The organism is Actinomadura opuntiae, assembly GCF_030283205.1.
GTDB lineage: Bacteria > Actinomycetota > Actinomycetes > Streptosporangiales > Streptosporangiaceae > Spirillospora.
In genome coordinates this window covers 1-1,441 of record NZ_JASNWF010000061.1, presented here as the reverse complement: position 1 = coordinate 1,441, position 1,441 = coordinate 1, and the positions used below count along the sequence as shown (strand labels likewise).

The 1,441-nt window shown below is 69.0% G+C and carries 1 protein-coding gene; it reads right to left on the bottom strand.

Annotation, left to right across the window (positions count from 1 at the left end):
• Positions 1-22: 22 nt before the first annotated feature.
• On the bottom strand, positions 23-1,192 hold the full coding sequence (locus QP089_RS48665; RefSeq protein ID WP_285921433.1) for an IS110 family RNA-guided transposase: 1,170 nt from the start codon (positions 1,190-1,192) through the stop codon (positions 23-25).
• Between the last annotated feature and the right edge of the window lie 249 nt (positions 1,193-1,441).

The following is a 1,441-nucleotide window of genomic DNA, read 5'->3' as shown; positions in this document are numbered from 1 at the left end:
AGGAGACTTCCCAATGAGGTTGTCAAGCCGCGACCGTGACGGGCGGTGAGTGGTGGTAGCACTCACCGTTGCGGATCATGGCCCACAGCACGTTGACGCGGCGACGGGCCAGCGACAACAGCGCCTGCTTGTGTCCCTTGCCCTCGGAGCGTTTCCGGTCGTAGTAGGCCCGCGAGGCCGTGCAGGTTCGCAGACTGGCCATGGAGGACAGGTAGAAGACCCGCAGCAGCCCGCGGTGGAAGCGGCGGGGGCGGCGCAGATTGCCGCTGACGCGGCCCGAGTCGCGGGGCGCGGGTGCCAGACCGGCGTAGCCGGCCAGACGGTCAGCGGTGCCGAAGGCGTCGATGTCGCCGCCGGTGGCGGCGAGAAACTCCGCGCCCAGCATGGTGCCCATGCCGGGCAGGCTGGCGATCACCTCGGCGTGCGGATGCTCACGAAACCGGGCCTCGATGAGAGCGGCCAGTTCGGCGATCTCTTCGTCGAGGGCGATCACCCCCTTGGCCATACGGGCCACCATGGCGGCGGCCAGCTTCTCACCGGGCAGGGCGGTGTGCTGGGCTTGGGCGGCAGCGACCGCGGTCCGGGCAAGCGTGGCGGCGCCGCGGACCTTACGGGCCCGCAGCCAGGTCTCCAGGCGGTTGGTCCCGGCGCGGCGGATCGTAGCCGGGGTCTGGTAGCCGGTCAGCAGCGTCAGCGGACCCTTGCAGGTCATGTCCAGTTCGCGCTCCAGGGCGGGGAAGATCTCCAGCAGCTGGGCGCGGAGCCGGTTGATCTGCCGGGTCCGGTCGGCGACCAGGTCGGCGCGGCGTGTGGTCAGGGTGCGCAGGTCGACCGCGATCTGGTCACCGGGGCGCAGCAGTCCAAGGTCGCGGCGCATCCGTGCCTGGTCGGCGATGACGAAGGCGTCGCGTGCGTCGGTCTTGCCCTCGCCCCGGTAGGTGGCCGAAGCGTGGTGGACGCTCCGGCCGGTCAGGTAGGCGATGGGCTGGTCGTGGCTCAGCAGCAGCCCGATCAGCAACGCGGCGCCCCCGTGGTTGAGGTCGACGGCCCACAGCACTTCCTCGCTGAGGTTCAGGACGTCACTGATCAGCTCCAACAGGGCCGCTTCGTCGTTCAGGATCCGGCGCGACAGCAACCGCTGCCCGTCTGCGTCGATCACCACACAGTGGTGGTGCTGCTTGCCGATGTCCATCCCGGCCCAGATCTGGGGCACCGGTCACCTCCATCCGCTCGTCACCTCGATCCCGCAGACGACCTCGCCGACGTTGTCCTACACAGCGATCGGATCGCGCTTCCCAATGAGCGGTCGAGTCGTCGCGGGGCTCTGGGCGGCCAAGTCTCCTCAGCCATCGGACGGCGACTACATGGCAGCCATACCCAGAGCCCCCGGGCCCACCGATCTTACGAACGACCAGTTCAGACCCAAGGAAAAAGGTAGGAC

What these genes read in the sequence shown, in the direction of transcription:
- QP089_RS48665 (WP_285921433.1), bottom strand. Translation starts at nt 1,192, where the DNA reads ATGGACATCGGCAAGCAGCACCACCACTGTGTGGTGATCGACGCAGAC.